Origin of the sequence: Aeromonas sp. ASNIH5 (genome assembly GCF_002902865.1) — a bacterium.
Classification (GTDB): domain Bacteria; phylum Pseudomonadota; class Gammaproteobacteria; order Enterobacterales; family Aeromonadaceae; genus Aeromonas; species Aeromonas caviae.
The window spans coordinates 1,459,073-1,475,477 of record NZ_CP026122.1 but is presented as its reverse complement, the minus strand read 5'-3'; the positions used below and the strand labels follow the sequence as shown (position 1 = coordinate 1,475,477).

At 65.1% G+C, this 16,405-nt stretch carries 17 protein-coding genes; 2 read left to right on the top strand and 15 right to left on the bottom strand.

Annotated elements, in window-relative coordinates:
- Positions 1–91: 91 nt before the first annotated feature.
- The 3 genes from C2U30_RS06515 to C2U30_RS06505 form a co-directional block, all read right to left on the bottom strand.
- Complete coding sequence (locus C2U30_RS06515; RefSeq protein ID WP_039039857.1) at positions 92–1,915, bottom strand: SulP family inorganic anion transporter; 1,824 nt, start codon at positions 1,913–1,915, stop codon at positions 92–94.
- A gap of 70 nt (positions 1,916–1,985) precedes the next feature.
- Positions 1,986–2,570, bottom strand: a complete 585-nt coding sequence (locus C2U30_RS06510; RefSeq protein WP_103243449.1) for a nucleotidyltransferase family protein — start codon at positions 2,568–2,570, stop codon at positions 1,986–1,988.
- Positions 2,560–2,817 (bottom strand): GNAT family N-acetyltransferase, encoded by a 258-nt coding sequence (locus tag C2U30_RS06505; RefSeq protein ID WP_041212700.1) that lies wholly within the window; start codon positions 2,815–2,817, stop codon positions 2,560–2,562. Before C2U30_RS06505 ends, C2U30_RS06510 begins: the two co-directional genes overlap by 11 nt.
- A 154-nt stretch (positions 2,818–2,971) precedes the next feature.
- On the opposite strand from C2U30_RS06505, the gene cysM reads away from it, so the two are divergent.
- Positions 2,972–3,862 carry a cysteine synthase CysM gene (gene cysM / locus C2U30_RS06500; protein ID WP_103243448.1) on the top strand — a complete coding sequence of 297 codons (891 nt, stop codon included), beginning with the start codon at positions 2,972–2,974 and terminating at the stop codon, positions 3,860–3,862.
- Between the two features lie 15 nt (positions 3,863–3,877).
- On the opposite strand, the gene C2U30_RS06495 is transcribed toward cysM, so the two are convergent.
- The 4 genes from C2U30_RS06495 to C2U30_RS06480 are packed head-to-tail and all read right to left on the bottom strand — an operon-like array spanning position 3,878 to position 7,625.
- A complete protein-coding gene (locus C2U30_RS06495) occupies positions 3,878–5,062 on the bottom strand; it encodes an iron-containing alcohol dehydrogenase (protein ID WP_103243447.1) in 1,185 nt (394 codons plus the stop codon).
- Between the two features lie 16 nt (positions 5,063–5,078).
- Positions 5,079–5,606 carry a hypothetical protein gene (locus C2U30_RS06490; RefSeq protein ID WP_103243446.1) on the bottom strand — a complete coding sequence of 176 codons (528 nt, stop codon included), beginning with the start codon at positions 5,604–5,606 and terminating at the stop codon, positions 5,079–5,081.
- Positions 5,596–6,186 carry a TetR/AcrR family transcriptional regulator gene (locus C2U30_RS06485; protein ID WP_103243445.1) on the bottom strand — a complete coding sequence of 197 codons (591 nt, stop codon included), beginning with the start codon at positions 6,184–6,186 and terminating at the stop codon, positions 5,596–5,598. Before C2U30_RS06485 ends, C2U30_RS06490 begins: the two co-directional genes overlap by 11 nt.
- An 8-nt stretch (positions 6,187–6,194) precedes the next feature.
- On the bottom strand, positions 6,195–7,625 hold the full coding sequence (locus C2U30_RS06480) for a coniferyl aldehyde dehydrogenase (protein ID WP_103243444.1): 1,431 nt from the start codon (positions 7,623–7,625) through the stop codon (positions 6,195–6,197).
- 212 nt (positions 7,626–7,837) lie between these two features.
- Here C2U30_RS06480 and C2U30_RS06475 point away from each other — a divergent pair, with 212 nt between their 5' ends.
- Positions 7,838–8,131, top strand: a complete 294-nt coding sequence (locus tag C2U30_RS06475; protein ID WP_010674084.1) for a hypothetical protein — start codon at positions 7,838–7,840, stop codon at positions 8,129–8,131.
- A 54-nt stretch (positions 8,132–8,185) separates the two neighbouring features.
- Here C2U30_RS06475 and C2U30_RS06470 read toward each other — a convergent pair whose 3' ends face one another.
- The 8 genes from C2U30_RS06470 to C2U30_RS06435 form a co-directional block, all read right to left on the bottom strand.
- Positions 8,186–8,635 carry a C40 family peptidase gene (locus C2U30_RS06470; protein WP_103243443.1) on the bottom strand — a complete coding sequence of 150 codons (450 nt, stop codon included), beginning with the start codon at positions 8,633–8,635 and terminating at the stop codon, positions 8,186–8,188.
- Between the two features lie 106 nt (positions 8,636–8,741).
- A complete protein-coding gene (locus C2U30_RS06465) occupies positions 8,742–9,656 on the bottom strand; it encodes a hydrogen peroxide-inducible genes activator (protein ID WP_010674086.1) in 915 nt (304 codons plus the stop codon).
- A gap of 297 nt (positions 9,657–9,953) precedes the next feature.
- Positions 9,954–10,919: an alpha-L-glutamate ligase-like protein gene (locus tag C2U30_RS06460; RefSeq protein ID WP_010674087.1), complete on the bottom strand. Its 966-nt coding sequence runs from the start codon at positions 10,917–10,919 to the stop codon at positions 9,954–9,956.
- Positions 10,920–10,922: 3 nt separating this feature from the next.
- The gene (locus C2U30_RS06455) at positions 10,923–12,461 is read right to left on the bottom strand and encodes an inactive transglutaminase family protein (RefSeq protein ID WP_103243442.1); all 1,539 of its coding nucleotides are present in this window, start codon (positions 12,459–12,461) and stop codon (positions 10,923–10,925) included.
- Between the two features lie 3 nt (positions 12,462–12,464).
- Positions 12,465–13,253, bottom strand: a complete 789-nt coding sequence (locus C2U30_RS06450; RefSeq protein ID WP_039039848.1) for an ATP-dependent zinc protease family protein — start codon at positions 13,251–13,253, stop codon at positions 12,465–12,467.
- A gap of 52 nt (positions 13,254–13,305) precedes the next feature.
- Entirely contained in the window at positions 13,306–14,283 is a 978-nt protein-coding gene (gene cmoB, locus C2U30_RS06445; RefSeq protein WP_053288620.1) for a tRNA 5-methoxyuridine(34)/uridine 5-oxyacetic acid(34) synthase CmoB, read from the bottom strand.
- A 3-nt stretch (positions 14,284–14,286) separates the two neighbouring features.
- Positions 14,287–15,024 carry a carboxy-S-adenosyl-L-methionine synthase CmoA gene (cmoA, locus tag C2U30_RS06440; protein ID WP_010674091.1) on the bottom strand — a complete coding sequence of 246 codons (738 nt, stop codon included), beginning with the start codon at positions 15,022–15,024 and terminating at the stop codon, positions 14,287–14,289.
- A gap of 333 nt (positions 15,025–15,357) precedes the next feature.
- Positions 15,358–16,206: a DUF72 domain-containing protein gene (locus tag C2U30_RS06435; RefSeq protein ID WP_010674092.1), complete on the bottom strand. Its 849-nt coding sequence runs from the start codon at positions 16,204–16,206 to the stop codon at positions 15,358–15,360.
- Positions 16,207–16,405: the final 199 nt, after the last annotated feature.

Here is a 16,405-nt window from a genome sequence, read left to right as displayed (position 1 = left end):
CAGGGCCAACTGGAGGGGCATTTAACACCAAGCGGGGGCGGGGTGCAATCCTGGTCGCAGGAGGAGGGGGCCTGCGACCAGGGGATGTCTCTCAGACCGGCGTGGCGCCGGCCTCCTGCTCGCTGGGGCGGGTGAGGCGCGCCGAGTCGGGCAGGTCGTCATCGTGCGGCCAGCGGGTGAGCAGGGCATCCGTGGTGCTCTCCACCCCCTCGTCGTCCCGGAACACCGGCTCCCGGTAGCAGCGGGTCATGCGCAGGGCCTGGTACATGTCGGGGCAGAGGATGATGCCATCCTCGCCGACCCGGATCCCCGCCTGTTTGAACCACTGGCTCATCTGGCCGTGCCGACCGGCCATTACCATGTGGATGCCGCGCCGCTTGAGCTCCTTGTGCAGCTCTCCCACCATGCTCATGACGCTGATGTCCTGATGGGTGAAGCAGGCCACCGCATCCACCACCAGGCACCTGGGATTGTGGGGATCCTGCACCAGGAGCGCCAGCACCCGCCGCTTGAAGTAGGGGGCGTTGAAGTAGGTGAGCGGGGAGTTGAAGCGGTAGACCAGGATGCCGGGAATCGCCTTGGCCTGCTCGTTGTCTCCCAGGGTGCGCACCACGCCCTCGTCGTCCATGCCGAGCAGCTGGTCGGTGGGGCGCATCACGTTGCGCAGGAACTGGAACAGCCCCAGCAGCACCGCGAGGGTGATGCCCGGAATGACCCCCATGGTGAGCACGCTGACAAAGGTCACCAGGGCGAGCCAGAAGGCGGCGCGGTCCGAGTCGCGCAGAGCCCAGAGGCCGCGAAAATCCGTGAGCGACAGGGAGGCCATCACCAGCACCACCCCGAGGGCGGCGGTGGGAATGTATTGCAGCGGCGCCGTCAGGTAGAAGGTGACCAGGGCGATGACGGCGGCGGCGATGATGGAGACCAACTGGCTTTTGCCGCCGTTGGCGTCGTTCACCGCGGTGCGCGAATCCGCCCCGCTGATGGCAAACCCCTGGGAGGCGGCGGCGGCCAGGTTCGCCATGCCCAGCGCCCTAAACTCCTTGTCCGCATCAATCTCGTAGCCATTCTTGGCGGCAAAGCTGCGGGCGGTGAGCATCATGGAGACGAAGCTCACCATGGCAAGGTTGAGGGCGGGCAGCACCAGCTCACGGATAAGCCCGGGGGGAAAGTCCGGCATCTGGAAGGCGGGCAGCCCCGAGCCGATGGTCCCCAGGGTGGCGATGTCGACGCGGCCGAGATTGAACAGCCACACCAGGGCCGCCGTCACCACCATGGCCACCATGGAGGAGGGCCAGGCCGGTCTGTAGCGCTTGGCCAGCAGCAAGGTGAGCAGAGCGGTCAGGCTCATGGCCAGGGTGGGCAGATGGGTCTGGGTAATGTAGCTGGTGCCGTTCAGGATCCGCTCTATCAGGTAGCGCTCGCTGAAGGTGAAGCCGAAGATCTTGGAGAGTTGGCCCACCATGATGGTGATGGCCACCCCGTTGAGCAGCCCCATCAGGATGGGGCGGGAGAGAAAGTCTGCCAGCACCCCCAGCTTGAAGCGGCTGGCGATGAGGCACCAGAAGCCGGTCATGGCGGTCATGGTCATCACCAGTTGCCAGTGACGGGTGGGATCCCCGGCGGCGAGCGGCGTTACCACGGCGGCGATCACCGCGCAGGTGGCGGCATCCGGACCGACGATGAGCTGACGGGAGGTGCCAAAGAGGGCATACACCACCATGGGCAGGATGCAGGAGTAGAGGCCGACGATGGCACCCACCCCGGCGAGCTCCGAATAGGCGATGGCCACGGGCAGGGCCACGGCCGCGACCGAGAGGCCAGCGCGAAGATCCGGCATCAGCCAGGCCCGCTGGTATTGCAGCAAGGCGGCGAGCCCCGGCAGCCAGCGCTCGAGAGAGAAGAAGTCGCGCATTATTTAACCCATTGAGTTACAAACATCTTTTTCTTAGTGTGCCCAAGGTCGTCGGCCCTTTGCAATCCGCTCATGGCCAGTTCACCACAAGGTCAGGCCAGATGCGTTGCCACTCCTTGGCCCTGACCCGTTCGCTAAAGATACGGCTCTCCTGGCGACAGCGCGGATTGGGGCTCACCACCAGGGACCAGTTGGGGGCAAAGCCGTAGGGGGCCAGCCACTCGAAAGCATCATCTGCCAACAGGCGGACTCCGATGCAGGTGGGTATCTCCACCCAGTGGCTGAGGGCCGAGAGGGAGCTGGCAAAAGGAGGCACCTGCTGGCGCAGATGCATGCGGGCCTGGTTGCGCACCTCCCATAACTGGCCCGGCATCCTGGCGGCGAGCCAGGCTTCGTGATCGGCCTCCTTCAATCCAGTCGGATCAGCGCTGTCCAGATAGATAAGATCGATGTCGTTGAGCGGGGTGGGTTCGGCCTTGTGATGGAGGTGATCCCAGATGAGGTTGCGCACAAACCCCGCCCCCAGGGCCCAGTCGGGCAGGGCCAGCTCCCGCGCAGCCCGGAGGCAATCCATGCGCGGGTGATCGGCCCGCAGCAGGGCCTCGGTGCAGGCCCGCAGGTGCGCCTCCCGCAGCGGCGCGGCTTCAACCGGCATTGCGGCGCAACCAGACGTCGATGTAGCTGCAGCTCGGCACTATGGTGAGCCCCTCAGAGAGGGTCCAGTCGTAGAAGCGGCGGGCCAGCTTGTCGGCAATCCCCTGTCCGCGCAGCTCGGGGGGAACCTGGGTGCTGTAGGCGTCCACCGTGGTGGCGTCCAGCCGGCGATAGGCAAGGCGGGAGAGCTTGCCGTCCACGGTGCAGACAAACTGCTGCTGATCGGCCTGGTGAAGGATGTCGCTCATCGGGGGTCCTCTCTGGGTGAATGGGAAGATCAGAACATGGCGGACAGGGTTTGCCAACGCCATTCTTTGCGCCCATGGCGGGCTCGCTTACACTGACCGGCCTGCGAATGGTCGCAAGGCAAGGTATAGAACATTGAGAGAGGATGGATCCGTCATGGCCTTCGCCACCCTGGACGATCTGATAGGCAACACCCCGCTGCTGGCGCTGCGCCGCATTAATCCGCACCCCGGCGTCACCCTGCTGGTGAAGCTGGAGGGCAACAACCCCGCCGGCTCCGTCAAGGACAGGGCGGCGCTGAACCTCATCAGGCAGGCAGAGGCGAGTGGTCACTTAGCGCCAGGGGCCCGGCTCATCGAGGCCACCTCCGGCAATACCGGCATCGCGCTGGCCATGGTGGCGGCGTCCCGGGGTTACCGGATGCGACTCATCATGCCGAGCAACATGAGCCAGGAGCGGCGCGACGCCATGGAGGCCTACGGCGCCGAGCTGGTGCTGGTGGAAGAGGGCATGGAAGCGGCGCGAGACCTCGCCCTGGCCATGCAGGCGCGGGGGGAGGGGCTGGTGCTCGATCAGTTCAACAACCCCGCCAACCCGGATGCCCACTACCGCTCCACCGGCCCCGAGATCTGGCGCCAGAGCGGCGGGACGGTCACTCACTTCGTCTCGGCCATGGGTACCACGGGCACCATCATGGGGGTCTCCCGCTACCTCAAGGAGCAGAACCCGGCGGTGGCGGTGATCGGCCTGCAACCGGCCGAGGGGAGCCAGATCCCCGGCATTCGCCGCTGGCCCGAGGCCTACCGGCCCGCCATCTTCGAGCCTGCGCGGGTCGATGGGGTGCTGGATGTGACACTGGAAGAGTCCCTCGTCATGATGCGCCGCCTGGCGAGGGAGGAGGGGATCTGCTGCGGTGTCAGCTCGGGTGGCGCCGTGGCCGGGGCCTTGCGGGTGGCGGCGGAGATCGGGCAGGGGGTGGTGGTGGCGATCATCTGCGATCGGGGGGATCGCTATCTCTCTACCGGGGTCTTCACCCCCGATGTCTGACGGGCAAGGGGCCTGCTACTCCCAGGCCCGCTCCAGCAGGGCCAGCAACTGTTCCCTGTCCGCATCCTTGCGGTTGTAGAGCAGGGCGCCGTCGTTGATGGCGAGATCCCGGATCCCGGGCAGCAGCGTCTTGTCGGTGAGGCCCGCCTCCCGCAGGGTGCGGGGCAGCTTGACCGTCTGCCACAGGGTATCGCGCAGTGCCTGCAACGCCTCGATGGTGGCCTGGGGTCTCCCCTCGGCCGGGGTCGCGGCAAAGCGCTCCGGCCCCACCAGGGGCAGCAGCAGGCGGGCGAGCTCGGGGTCGATGCCGGGCCGGTTGTAGTCGAGCACGGTGGGCAGGAAGAGGTTCATACAGAGGCCATGGGGCAGGTGGCAGCGCGCCCCCAGACTGTGGCCGAGGGCGTGCACCAGCCCCACCATGGAGTTGGAAAACGCCATGCCCGCCAGGGTGGAGCCCTCTGCCAGTTGCAGCCGCAGGCCCTTGTCCGTCGGGTGGGCCAGCACCCTGGGCAGGGCGGTGGCAATCTTCTCCACTGCCATCAGGGCCAGGGCGTCACTGACCGGGTTCTTGCCGTTGCCGATGAAGGCCTCGATGGCGTGGGTCATGGCATCCATGGCGGTGGCGGCGGTGATGGGCAGCGGCAGCCCCAGGGTGAAGCGGGGATCCAGCACCGCCAGCCGGGGCAGCAGGAAGGGGGAGGTGAAAGGCACCTTGCGCCCGCTCCCTTCGTCCTTGATCACCGCCACCAGGGTCACTTCGGAGCCGGTCCCCGCCGTGGTGGGGACCACCGCCAGGGGGTTGAGGGGACGGGTCAGGCAATCCGCTCCGGCATAGTCGAGCAGCCGCTCGCCCCCCAGGGTCGCCAGTATGTTCACCGCCTTGGCGGTGTCGATGACGGAGCCGCCGCCAAGGGCGAGCAGGCTGTCACAGCCCAGCTCCCGGTAGTGGCGGGCGATCCGCTCCACCACGGCGGTGGAGGAGTCTGCCGGGATCTCGTCCCAGATGGCGGCGACCGGCAAGGCCCCTTCGGCCATCACATCGGCCAGCAGGGTGGCGAGCCCGCTGCCGCTGACCCCCTTGTCGGTGAGCAGCAGCGGGCGGCCAGCCCCCAATCCCTTCAAGGCATCCGGCAACTGCTCCAGTGCCTGCTCCCCCGCCATCAGCTTGACCGGACAGAAAAAATCGTAATAACGGCTCATCCCGTTCTCCTCGTGTTCAACCGGTCAGCAGACCCAGATAGATGTGGCAGGCCCGCGCGAGCTTGCGATGCGGGTCCGGGTAGTGGCGAAGCAGGGGCCGCGCGATGAAGGCGGGCAGGATCAGGCTCTGCAACTGCTCAAGCGCTCGCACCAGGTGCATGGCCGCGTCGAGATCCCCCTCCACCAGCAGCCGGTTTTCGCAAAAGGCCTGGTTGATGCCGAGGCGAAAACTGAGGGCGCGAAAGGCGACGGCGGGGTGCTTGAAGCGCACCCGCAGGGGGTGGGGGCCGTCATGGGCACAGGTTGAGTGCACCCAGCCAGCCTCCTCACCGCAGTGCCAGCGCCCCGCGAACTTGTAGAGACTCAGCCCCCGGGTCATGCCGTTTACCTCGAGCCTGATGGTGAGGCCATCCGGCAGGGGGGCAAGCTCGCGGCGCACCGCCTCGTCGACTCGGGCGGCGCGGCACAGAGTGCGGCCGATGATCCAGAGCAGGCTGCCAATCCAGAGGCGTCTGCCGGTGGCAAGCAGGGCGTCAGGGCGCATGGGGACCTCCGCTGATGGCGGACCAGAAGAGGGTGAAGGCGCTCTCCTGCCAGTGGGGGTCTTCTCCCAGTTCAGGCTGATCGACAAAGAGGGAGGCGCAGGCCAGAAACTGGCCCTGGCACACCTCCAGCATCAGTGCCGGCGGGGCCGACATCAGCTCGCCGCTGGCCTGGCCCCGGGCGAGCAGGCTCGGCAGAAAATGCAGGGTCTCCGCCAGGATCTGGCTGCGCAGGGGGCGGGCCAGCAGGGGGGAGTGGAAAAAGCCCAGCACGAACCTGAGCTCACGGGGGTGGGCCTGCATCCAGCCCATGGCCTGGTGCCAGTAGTGGCGGGCCTGCTCCTGGAGCGGCAGGGCGGCATCGGCCTCGGTGATGGCGGCGCCAAGGCGCAGCTTGATGTCCTGGTAGAGGCTCTGGATCAGCACCTCCTTGCTGGGAAAGTGATGAAACAGGGTGCCATTGGCCACCCCGGCCGCCTTGGCGATGCGGGCGGTGGCGGCGCCCTGCAGGCCATCCTCCGCGCACAGGGCCAGGGCGGCATCCAGGATCTGGCGGCGTTTGTCGGTCATGGTCTCTCGCATCTCGCCTCCTAGCGCAGGAACAGGGCCATCATCAGCCGCTGGTACCAGCGCCGATAGGGGGGGTGAATGAGGGAGCCTGTGCTGAAGCGTCCGCGGCGCAGCACGGTCTTGGCCTTGGAGAAGGTGAGAAACCCCTCGCGGCCGTGATAGTGGCCCATGCCGGAGGGACCGATGCCGCCGAAGGGGGCATCGTCCGCCGCCACCTGGAACAGACTCTCGTTGATGGCCATGCCTCCGGCGTGGGTCTCCCGGATGAGGCGGCGCTGCAGCGTCTCGTCCAGGCTCATCAGATAGAGCGCCAGGGGGCGGGGCCGGGCCGCCACATAGGCCAGGGCTTCCTCGATGTCGTCATAGGGCACCAGGGGCAGCAGGGGGCCGAAGATCTCCTGCTGCATCACCTGGCAGTGGCCGGGCACCTCGGTCAGCAGGTGGGGCACCAGTCTGCGGGTGGCGTCATCCCGGGCGGGCGTGACGCAGGGGTGGATCTGGGCGCCGGCCTGCCTCGCCTCCTCCAGCCAGGCGGTGAGCCGCTCGTACTGGGGAGCGTTGATGATGGCGCCATAATCCGGGCTCTCGAGCCCTTTGGGGTAGAGGCGGCGAAAATGGGCCTGATAGGCCTCGATGAAGGCCTGCTCCTGCCCCCTCGGCAGCAGTACGTAGTCGGGGGCCACGCAGATCTGGCCGGCGTTGAGGCTCTTGCCGAAGATCATCCGCTCCACCGCCAGGGCCAGGGGCATGTCGGGGGCGATGAGACAGGGGCTCTTGCCGCCGAGCTCCAGGGTGAGGGGGGTGAGCTGGGGGGCGGCCGCGGCCATCACCAGCCGACCCACCGCCGTGGAGCCGGTGAAGATGAGATGGTCGAAGGGGAGGGCGCTGAAAGCGGCCGCGATCCCCGCATCCCCCTCGATGACCACCACCTCGTCACCGCCGAGGGCCTCATCGAGCAGGGTGCGCAGCACGGCGTTGGTGTGAGGGGTGAACTCGGAGAGCTTGATCATGGCGCGGTTGCCGGCGGCGAGGGCGCCGATGAGGGGCCCGAGGCTCAGCATCACCGGGAAATTCCAGGGCACCATGATGCCGACCACGCCGAGGGGCTGATAGTGCACCTCGACCCTGGCGGGGGCCAGCAGCAGGCCGGAATGACGGCGCTCCGGTTTCATCCACCCCTTGAGCCGTTTCAGGGTGTAGTTGATCTGCATGACGCAGGGGAGCACATCGGCGATCAGGCTGTCGTAATCGCTGCGCTGGCCGTAGTCCCGGGCCAGGGCCTGACACAGTGCCTGCTTGTGGCGCAGCAGCCCCTGCTTGAGGGCATCAAGTCTGGCGAGGCGGGACGCCAGATCCGGCATGGGGGTGGCCTGGCTGGCCTGCCTGAGCCGATGCAGTTGCTCGGGGAGGGAGAACTTGTCCGGTGAGGCGGGGGTGACGGTGGTGTCCATGGCATGCTCCGCACGAAAAGTGACCGACTGATTAGTCGGTCCAAATCTAGCGATTCGTTGCCGACTTGTAAACCGGGCGGGGGCAGAGGGTGGCTGCCAGTGGGCGGCGTTGTCCGGAACTGTGTCCGGGCTCCCATTTTTGAGGTATCTGGATTGGTCTTCTATCTAATAAGGGGTAATTGTGGGTCACCAACTCGGAGGGAGAACCGCACATGACCAGGGAATTGCATAGCCTGCTGGCCCGGCTGGATGACGTGATCGCGCGCATGCCGGACAGTTTCAATACCTATGAGTTTGCCCAGAAGCTGGCGCTGCAACATCAGCAGGAGTATTTCGCCGCAGGCCACTCCCTGGCGGGCCAGGAGAAGAACCTGCTGCGCCTGCTCCACGAAAAGATTGCCCTGGCGCTGGCGAGCCATGAGGGCGTCATCGAGGGGGCCCTGCTGCCCTGCATGACCCCCTGGGGGGAGCGTGCCACCTCGCCCCGCTGGCACCGCAAGCACTGACCCGACAACAACATGAAAAGGCCCCTCGGGGCCTTTTCATGTTGGGGGTCACACCTACTGGACCAGCCTGCGGGCCTGCCAGTAGTGGCTGTTCCAGTAGACGTTGTCGAGGCGCGAGCGGATCACGCCCTTGCTGGTGGAGGCGTGGATGAACTCACCTGCCCCGGTGTAGACCCCGACGTGGTACTGCTGCCAGCCGGTCTTGAAGAAGACCAGGTCCCCGTGCTGGAGACGGTATCTGTCCACCGGGCGGCCGAGGCTCGCCTGGGATTCCGTGGTGCGGGGCAGGGTGAAGCCCAGGACCTGGCTGTAGGCGAGCTGGGTGAAGGCGGAGCAGTCGAGACCGGCGCGGCTGGTACCGCCCATGCGATAGGGCACGCCGCGCCACTGCTGATAGAAGTTGTCGAATGCGCCGCTCTGGCGCACGGGAGGGGGAGGCTCCGGCGTGCTGGAGCAGGCGGCGAGAAGCAGGGCCAGCAGGGGCAGCAGCAAGGTGCGAAACATCTCAACTCCTTGATAGGGCACGGGGTTCATCATAGACGATGATCCTGCCTGGAACCTGAATGACAACGGCATTGACGAGTGGCCGCCTGTGGGGGCAACCACTGGATCACCCCGCCGGTTTGGGGGTAATGAGCGGCGTCAGCAACTCGGCAATCTTGTAGAAGGTCTGCACCCGCGTGGTGCTGGGGCGCCACACCAGGCCTATCTCCCGATAGGGTTTCTCCCCGGGCAGGGGGATGGCCACCAGGTCCGTGTTGTCGAGGATGCCCGCATCTATGGCCATCTGGGGCAGGAAGGTGGTGCCAAGACCGGCCCCCACCATCTGCACCAGGGTGTGCAGGCTGGTGGCGGCGAACGGGTTGATCTTGCTCTTGTCCCGCAGCCGACAGGCGCTCACCGCGTGCTCCGTCAGGCAGTGCTCCCGCTCCAGCAGGAAGATGCTCTGGTTGGGCAGCTCCTTGTAGTCGAACGGCATGTGCAGGCCCGCCGCCATGTGGGAGGGCATCACCATGTGGAAGGGATCCTGGCCGACGGTCTTGCTGTGGAAGCCGCCGATCTCCACCGGCAGCGCCAGGATCAGCAGATCGAGCTGCCCCTGCTCCAGCTGCTTGAGCAGATTGGTGGTGGTGTCTTCCCGCAGCAGCAGCTCCAGATCCGGATAGGCCTTGCCGCACACCTGCAGCAGCTTGCTCAGCAGGAAGGGGGCGATGGTGGGGATGCAGCCCAGGCGTACCGTGCCGTGCATGACGCCCCCCTGCTGCTGCCCCAGCTCCATCAGATCCCGGGCGTCGGAGAGCAGGTTGCGCGCCCGCGCCACGATTTCCATGCCGACCGGCGTCATGATGAAGCTCTTGTGATCCCGCTCTACCAGTTGCAGGTTCATCATGTCCTCCAGGGTCTGGATCCCGGTACTCAGGGTCGACTGGCTGACATGGCAGGCCTTGGCGGCGCGGTTGAAATTCTTGTGCTCGTCCAGAGCGACCAGATACTGGAGCTGCTTCAGGCTGGGCCAACGTTGCATAGGAGAAACCCGATCGATGCTATCTATTTGATTTGATTAATCTACCATCGAGAAGCCCCGTTGTCGTCGACAAATCGGTGCCCCCTGGCAGGCGCACTGCCTCACGCACATGGGGTGGCCTGCGCCGATGAGCTGGTCACCCCTCATTGGTCAGGAGCTTATCCCCTTGTGCCGCGCCATTGAAGGGGCGCCGCCATGGGATGTGACGGGGATCGGCCTTCGGGCGAGGCGCCCTGCGCGCAGGAGCGGCCATAAAAAAACGCGCCGGTGGGCGCGTTTTTGCAGAAGGGGGGCGGACTATTCGTCGAAGATACCGAAGTGATCCTTGGCGAAGTTGACCCGCTGCTCCACGTTCATCTTGACCTGACCCAGCTTCTCGATGGTCTTGAGGTTGGGCACCAGGCCGCGACCGTTGGCGATCTGGATGGCAAGGCCCGGACGGGCGTTGAGCTCCAGCAGCATGGGGCCGCGGAACTTGTCCAGCACCATGTCGGTCCCGATGTAGCCAAGACCGGACATCTCGTAGCAGGAGGCCGCCAGGTTGAGCAGGGTGTCCCAGTGAGGCACCTTCAGATCGTAGAGATCCAGGCCGGTGTCCGGGTGGTGGCGCAGCGGGTTGCCAAACTGCACCGCCCGCAGGGCGCGGCCGGTGCGCAGGCACAGGCCCACCCCCACGGCGCCCTGGTGCAGGTTCGCCTTGCCATCGGAAGCCGAGGTGGAGAGGCGCATCATGGCCATCACCGGGAACCCCTTGAAGATGATCACCCGGGCATCGGGGACCCCTTCGAAGGAGTAGCCGTCGAACACGTCGTCGAAGTTGATGAGCCCTTCCACCAGCGCCACGTCGGGCTTGCCGCCGAGGGAATAGAGCCCCGCCAGGATGTTGGAGACATGGCGCTCCAGATCCTGGCCGTTGGCGGCGCTGCCGTTGGGCTTGTAGAAGAGGCCATCCTCCTGGCGCAGGATCACCAGGATCCCCTTGCCGCCGGAGCCGCGGGCCGGCTTGATGCAGAAGCCCGGCCAGTCCTTCACCAGCGCGGTGATGCGAGTCACGTCGTGCTGCTCGCGGATGGTGCCGATGAGTTCAGGCACCGTCACCCCCGCATCCAGCGCGATGCGCTTGGTCTTGAGCTTGTCATCCACCAGCGGATAGAGGCGGCGCGGGTTGTAGCGGCTGATGTAGGAGTGGTTGCGCTTGTTCATGCCGAGGATGCCTGCCTGGGACAGGCTCCACGGACTGGTGTATTTCTGCCAGAACCACATCTGTTACTTGTCCTTACCCGGGGTGGCACCAGACTTCATCTCGTCCACCAGCGGCTTGAAGCGCTTGAGCTCGCTCAGCTTGTAGCCGGTGTAGTTACCCATCAACAGCACGGTCGCCATCAGCACCAGCTGCAGGCCGAGGAAGTTGAAGGTGAGGTGACGAATGAGCTCGTTGTCCATGGCCAGGTAGGCGATGACCGCCACCAGCAGGGAGCCGCCGCCCTGGCGGAACACCTCTTTGGGACCCTCTTCTTCCCACAGGATGGACATGCGCTCGATGGTCCAGGAGAGGATGATCATCGGGAAGAAGGTGATCTTCATGCCGTCGGTCAACCCCAGCTTGAAGGCGAACGCCGAGAAGATGCCGATCATCGAGATCACCATGATGATGATCGCCGATATTCGGGCGACCAGCAGCAGGTTGAGCCTCGAGAGGTAGGAGCGGATCACCAGGCCGGTGCCGACGATCAGCAGGAAGCCGATGAGGCCGGTGACCAGCGAGGTCTGGATGAAGGCGACCGCGATCAGCACCGGCATGAAGGTGCCCGAGGTCTTGATCCCCACGATGACCCGCAGGAACACCACCATCAGCACGCCGATGGGGATGAGCAGCAGACCCTTGAACAGGGCTTGTTCTTCCAGGGGCAGGCTGTGGATGGAGAAGTTCATCATCTCGGATTTTTCGAACTTCTGGGCCAGGGCCACGTTGACCGGTTGCTCCTGCTCGATCATCGAGAAGGTGACGCGGGAGTTGTGGCCGCCGGTGACGTCCAGGAGGGCGCCGGAGTTGTACTCCCACAGCAGCAGGTTGGCCGGTTGACCCTGTTCACCGCTTTGCGGGTTGAACAGCTTGTAGTCGGTCGGGCTGTTGAAGACCTGCAGGTAATCCACCAGCTCCTGACGGCGACGGCCGTCTTCCAGGCTGAGGGCGTGAACCACCCGGGCCGGGACGTCCGCGTTGTTGAGCAGCTCGGCAATCAGATTGGCGCGGCTCTTGTGGGACTTGAGCAGCTCGGCGTTCTGTTCCTGCTTCTCGATCTCCTTGATGATCTCGCGGGTCAGGGTGTAGCCGTCGGCGGAGCGCTCCTGGGCGCGCTCCAGGATCTGCTTCATGGCCGTGGCGTAGGGCTCGCTCTCGATCTGCTTCTCGATGGCGGGCAGCTGCGGGTTGGCGGCGGGCTTGGCATGGGCATCGGCCATCATGTCGACCCGGTAGTAGAGCTCCTGACGGCCGGAGGCGGTGCGGATGGACCACTCGGCGCGGGCATCCCCGTCTTTTTCCACGAACGACAGGCCATAGCCCGGGCTCGCGGCGTTCTCGTTCATCAGGGTGAAGCCGGGCTGGGTGCCCGGAATGGCCAGGGAGGCGATGACCGGCTCGCCGGTGGCCTCGAATTCGAGCTTGGCTTCGATGGACCAGATCTGGCGCTTTTCACCCGGCGTGAGCGGGACGTCCAGCGCGATGTGATGATAGAAGGTCATCCCCAGGCCGACGATGTAGAGCAGGGCGACCAGCAGATAGAACGGCTTACGGGAAACCATGGATTATTTCACATCCTTGAGCTTGGGTTTGGGTTGGATATATTCGCGGGCCACGTCGACCACGGCGATGTCTTTGAGGAATTCACGGCCCAGCAGCACGGGGAAGGTCATGTCGCTGCGGTCCTTCAGGGTAAATTCGGCCTTCTCGGTCATGTCGCCGATGCGCACGGCGAGGCGGACCACGGGGCGACGGTCGAGATCGTCGGCGGAAGCCTGACGGACCCGCACGTGACGCACCAGGGGCGCTTCAATCTGGATCTTGTCGTCCATCTCCTGGTGGCTCAGGAAGAAGCGCACCCAGTTCTTGCCGTTGCGCTCGAAGATGGTGATCTCCTGGGCGCTGATGGAGGAGGTGGTGGCGCCGGTGTCGACCCGGGCCTGGAAGGCGTCGTTGGCGGCGTCAACCCAGATCCACTCCGCTTCACCCACCAGCAGCTTGCCATCGACGGTGTGGCCCTGGCTCGGCGCCGGGCACTTCTCGGTGGGAATGGGCATGGCCTTGGGCGGCTCGGGAGGAAGGGTAGCCAGTTTGCTGTCGACTTTCTTCACGGACTCTTTCATGTTGGTGACATCGGTGTTGAGCTGAACCAGCAGGTGCTGTTGCTGCACATACTGCTTCTGTTGCTGTTCCATGGATGTTTGCAGACGTTGCTCGCTCAACGAGATCTCGTTGCGCAGCTCGGCCAGCGTCAGGGTCGGGGCCGGGGGGGCTTTTTCCATACTGACACACCCGCCGAGACTGAGCAGGGAGAGCAGGGTCATTCCTTTTAATTTGCTTTTCATGTCATTCATTTAACTGTGCTTCCTGGAATTGGGTCAGTGTAACTTCCACAGCCGCCATCGGCTAGTCTTTGGCCTTTCTGGCGATCAGTACGGCACGTTTGGGTGCCGGGTATCCTTCGACCGTGAGTGCAGGATTGTGTGGATCCAGATAGTCACTCAGGGACTCGTTAATCATCCAGTCGGTACGACGCTGTTCGTCGGTGCTGGTCATATTCTCGTCGACGATGCGCACATCGGTGAACCCGCAGCGCTCGACCCAGCGTGTGAGGGCCGCGCTCGAGGGGAGGAACCAGACGTTGCGCATCTTGCCGTAGCGATCGGAGGGCATCAGCACCTGGTTTTCGTCGCCGTCCACCACCAGGGTCTCGAGCACCAGCTCCCCATCGTCTTTGAGCTGGTTGCGCAACTGCTCGATGTGCTCGATGGGGGACTTGCGATGATAGAGCACCCCCATGGAGAAGACGGTGTCAAAGGCCCGCAGCGCCGGCAGCTCCTGGATACCGAGGGGCAGCAGGTGGGCGCGCTGGTCGTTGCCGGCGAAGTGGCGAATGGCTTCGAACTGGCAGAGGAACAGCGGGCTCGGGTCGATGCCGACCGCCAGTTTCGCCCCTTCCCCCACCATGCGCCAGAGGTGGTAGCCGCTGCCGCAGCCCACGTCCAGCACGTAGCGGCCCTGGAGCGGGCTGATGTGGGGCAGCACCCGATCCCACTTCCAGTCGGAGCGCCACTCGGTGTCGATGTGGATGCCGTGCACATGGAAGGGGCCCTTGCGCCAGGGCATGAGCTGGCGCAGCAGGCTCTCGGTCTTCTTGCGCTCACCCTCTCCCAGGCTATCGGGGCCGCCGATGGCGACACGCTCTTTGAGCTCGATCCGGCCGGGGGCCACGACGGGCAGCTTGGCGAGGGCGCGGTTCCAGCGCGGCAGATCCCCGTGCAGGTTGTCGTGCTGCCAGGCGTGCAGCTGGGCGGGCAGGGTGTGCAGCCAGTGGCTCAACCGGTTCTTGGCGATCAGTTGATAAAAATGGGCGAAATCGATCATGGCTTAGTTGGTGTCGCTGGCTTTGATGGCAATCATGGAGCCGAAGTTGAAGCACTGGAACCAGAGGTCCAGGTGGGTGAAGCCGGCGTCCCGCAGGCGCGCCTGATGGACCGCCAGGGTGTCGGTGCGCATCACGTTCTCAAGGGCGGTGCGCTTCTGGCTGATTTCCAGCTCGCTGTAGCCGTTGGCCCGCTTGAAGTCGAGGTGCAAGTCGATGAGCAGCTCGTTGACCTGCTCGTCATCGAAGCGGAACTTCTCGCTCAGGATGAGGATGCCGCCGGGGCGCAGGCCGTCAAAGATGCGCGCGATGAGGGCGGCCCGCTTCTCGGGGGCGACGAACTGCAGGGTGAAGTTGAGCACCACCACGGAGGCGTTCTCGATGGGGATGTCGCAGATGTCCGCCTCCACCAGCTCCACCGGCACCTCGGACTTGAAGCCCGAGAGGTGAGCGCGGGCCCGCTCGATCATGGGGTGGGAGAGATCCACCGCCGTGATCTGGCAGCCGGGCTGGGTGACGTGGCGGCGCATGGCCTGGGTCGCGGCGCCGAGGGAGCAGCCGAGATCGTAGAGGCGGCTCTGGGGCTGGGCGTAGCGGGCGGCCATCATGCCGATGGCGGAGATGATGTTGCTGTAACCGGGCACCGAGCGCTGGATCATGTCGGGGAAGACGTCGACGACCTGCTCGTCAAAGCAGAAGTCTCCCAGACGGGCGATGGGGGCGGCAAAAATCTGATCGTGCATGCTGACGCAACCTGACAGCCGGTGTGGTGGGCGGCTGTTTTATTCAATTGAATCTTGGGTGGACGGGCATCGAAATGGCGTCGTCACCGGTTGACGAACGGGGTGGCTTGCTCCGGGATCCTTCGGGCTGCCCCTGTTCGCAACGGGCCATGGTCCGGGCCCTCAGGGTGCCGGGCTGGGGTGGGCAACGCATTGCCATGCACCCAGGCCCGGGACCTTACTTGGGGCGCTAGTGTAGAGGAAAGGCGGGCGTTTGTCTTGACGCCAACCCCGGTGGGACCACAAAAAAAGCGGCTTTTTTTGGGGATGGAGAAGGGGCGGGGAGGGGGCCGCTCAAAAGGGCAGCACCCCCTGGCGGGCGCGATCGTTTTCTCCCGGCCAGGGGGCCATCTCCTGGCCGAGCAGGCGGCTGATCTGCCGTGCGAGTTCGGGGGCCCGGGCATTGTCGGCGGTGTGAACAAAGAGGTAGAGATCCTTGCCCTCCTGGAGCCATTGTTTCCAATGTGGCAACCATGGTGGCAAAAATGGGTGATTGTCCTCGATTTGAGGCAAACCAATCAGGCGCACCACCGGGGCACCCCCCGTGGCCAGCAGATGGACCGGCAACCTGGGTTTCTTGCCCTGGGCATCGATCATGGCGGCCGTGGTGGCGGGCACCGAGAAGAGCGGGCGGCTGTCGAGCATGATGCGATTGATGCCCCGCGCCATCAGCATCCGGTTGAGGGCCCGTTCCGCCTCCCCCTTGGCGAAGAAATCGGGGTGGCGCACCTCGAGGGCATAGGTGAAATCCTGGGGCAGCCGCGCGAAGAAGGCATCCAGACGGGCCAGCCCCTCTGGCCCGAAGCGGGCGGGCAGTTGCAGCTTGAGTAGCCCCAGCTTGTCATGCAGGGGGGCCAGCAGGCGGATGAAGGCCGTCACCTGTTTGTCCGCGCTCACCAGATCGCTCTGGTGGCTGATCTCCTTGGGAAACTTGAAGCTGAAGCGAAAGTGGTCGGGGACCGCATCGGCCCAGCGCTGCACCGTCTCCGGGGTCGGCGAGGCGTAGAAGGTGGTGTTGCCCTCCACAGAGTTGAACACCCGGGCATAGTCGGCGAGGTGCTCGGCGGGCCTGGCATTCATCCCCAGCAACTGGCCGGGCCAGGCCGGGTGTGACCACTGGGGCAGGCCCAAATAGAGGCTCATGATGGTTCCTGTCGGCAGGTTGGCGCACTTTTGCCCTCCTTTTTGCGCCAGAACAACAAAAAACAGGGTAAAGGGGGCTGCGGGCCATTTTACCCAAATGGAGGTTTTCCTCTATAATGCCAACCCTTTTGTTTGCCACATTGTCGTAATGCGCGCGACCGAGCCCCCGGGTGACGATGATCGCGGCCCGGCAGTGGCC